The organism is Mesorhizobium sp. M7A.F.Ca.US.006.04.2.1, from assembly GCF_004022915.1.
In the GTDB taxonomy this organism is placed as follows: domain Bacteria; phylum Pseudomonadota; class Alphaproteobacteria; order Rhizobiales; family Rhizobiaceae; genus Mesorhizobium; species Mesorhizobium ciceri.
The window spans coordinates 1-2,219 of the sequence record NZ_RZQA01000953.1 but is presented as its reverse complement, the minus strand read 5'-3'; the positions used below and the strand labels follow the sequence as shown (position 1 = coordinate 2,219).

2 protein-coding genes are annotated in these 2,219 nt (G+C 58.5%); both read right to left on the bottom strand.

Annotation, left to right across the window (positions count from 1 at the left end; genetic code table 11):
* Positions 1-696 (bottom strand): sugar ABC transporter permease (locus EN925_RS32740; protein ID WP_164894552.1); only part of this gene is annotated, 696 nt, incomplete at its 3' end.
* 65 nt (positions 697-761) lie between these two features.
* Positions 762-2,078, bottom strand: coding sequence for an extracellular solute-binding protein (locus tag EN925_RS32735; RefSeq protein WP_013529494.1), 1,317 nt, complete (start codon positions 2,076-2,078; stop codon positions 762-764).
* Positions 2,079-2,219: the final 141 nt, after the last annotated feature.

Sequence of the window (2,219 nt, the reverse complement as noted above, 5' to 3'; positions counted from 1 at the left end):
GAAGATGACCGCGATCATCAGGATCGGCGCGACCAGCGGCAGCGTGATGCGGAAGAAGGTATAGAACGGCCCGGCGCGGTCGATCGCGGCAGCTTCGTAAAGATGCTTCGGCACCGCCGAAAGCCCGGCGAGCGATAACAGCATGACGAAGGGTGACCACATCCAGATGTCCGTGAACGCGACCGCGTAGAGCGCCATCTTCGGGTCGCCGAGCCATTGGAATTTGCCGAGGTCGAGCACGTAGTTGATGACACCCCAGGACGGATCGTAGAGCAGCTTCCAGAACAGGCCGACCACCGCCATCGAGAGCATCATCGGCAAGAGCAGCAATGTCGTGATCAGGCCCTTGAGCGGAATGGTGCGATTGAGCAGCATTGCCGTTCCAAAGCCGACGACAACCTGACCGACGACCGAGACGATGACGTATTTCGCGGTCACCGCGAAATTGTTCCAGATATAAGGGTCGCTGAGGAGCTCGCGATAGTTCTTCAGTCCGACGAAATTGGCCGGCGCATTGGTCGATGCGCGGAAGTCAGTGAAGGAATAGCCGAGCGAATAGATCAGCGGAAAGATGTTGAAGACGATCAGGAACACGATCGTCGGAATGATGAAGAGGTTGCGTATCGAAATGTCGCTGAGGCCGCGAGAGGCGGCTCTGGAGGAGGTATTCAGCGGTGTGATCATTGTGGTCGCCAAGACCTGCTCCCATTCCTGAAAAAGAAAACGGAGGAGGCACGGGCCTCCTCCGCACTACATGTCGGTTATTGGCCGCGGCCGTATTTCTTGAACGTGGCGTCCCAATCCTTCGCCAGCGCATCCAGCATTTCCTTGGCCGTACCATCGCCGTTTACGATGTACGGATAGACACGCTGGTTGAGCTGCTGCAGCAGTTCCGCGTACTCCGGCACCGCCCAGAAGTCCTTGACCTTGAACATCGTGTCGTAGAAGGCCTTGTTGTAGGGCGTGGCGTTCTGGAACTCGGCCGATTCCAGCACGGCCTTGTTGCAGGTGTAGCCGCCGAGGGCCGCCCACTTCTTCTGCGTATCGTCCTGGATGAACCACTTCAGGAATTTCATCGCCTCTTCCTTGTTGTTGGAATAGGAGACGACGGAAATGCCCTGGCCGCCGAGCGCGGCGAACTGCTCGCCACCTGGACCTGCCGGGTTGGCGAAGAAGCCGGTGTTCTTGGCGTTCGGGTTCGACGCCTCGTTGATCAACGAGGGGAAGAAGGCGAAGTAGTTCATGCTCATCGCCGCCAGGCCTTCGGTGATGGCCTGGTTGTTCTCGACGAAAAAGGCGTTGGTCCAGCCCGGAGGCGTGAAGCCGAACAGCTTGCGGTAGTTTTCCGCCGCGGCCACCGCCTTGTCCGAGTTGATGATGCCGTCGACCTTGTAGGTACCGAAGTCGCCGAGCTCACCGCCATACGAGAACAGCGCGTTCTCGAAGCCCATCGCCAGGCCGTCATACTGGTTCTGGGTGTAGATGGCGATGCCGTAGCGGTTCTGGTCGGGCCTGTTGAAGAACTCCGCGATGTCGGTCATTTCCTTGAAGGTCTTCGGAACGGCAAGGTCGTAGCCATACTTGGCCTTGAACGCTTCCATTTCCTTCGGATCCTCGAACCAGTCCTTGCGGTAGGCCCAGCCCACGGCGTCGCCCTCGGCCGGGATCGACCAGTATTTGCCGCTGTTGCCGGGATATTCGGAGTAGAACTTGACCGTCGCCGGAGCCATCTTGTCGAGAACCTTGTTCTCTTTGACGAAGTCGGTGAGGTCGACATAGTGACCGCCCTCGGAGGCGGCACCAAGCCATTGCGAGTCGCCGACGACCAGGTCATAGGCGCTGCCCTTGGCGTTGAACTCGGTAAAGGCCTTGGTCTGGAAATCGGCCCACGGGGTGGTTTCCACCGTGATCTTGACGCCGGTTTGCTTCTCGTACTCGTTGCCGAGCTCCTGCAGATAATTTGCGGGATCCCATTCAGCCCAGAAGATGGTGAGTGACTTTTCCTGCGCGTAAACGGACGTTCCGCAGGCAAGCGTTAAGCCGATACCAGCAAGTACGCTGGTCACTAACTTGCGCATAATGATTTCCTCCCTTGTGCGCGTTCTACCTTATCGTGCGAGCCGGCAACGTGGCCGGCCCTGGTAGTTCCTCCCGTGATCGCACCTTTCCGGTTTCGAGCCTCCTCGCCCCGCCGGAAAATGGATCGCAGCCCTCACTTT

Excerpts from the sequence above, each read along its gene's own strand:
- EN925_RS32735 (WP_013529494.1), bottom strand. The coding sequence starts at position 2,078 with ATGCGCAAGTTAGTGACCAGCGTACTTGCTGGTATCGGCTTAACGCTT.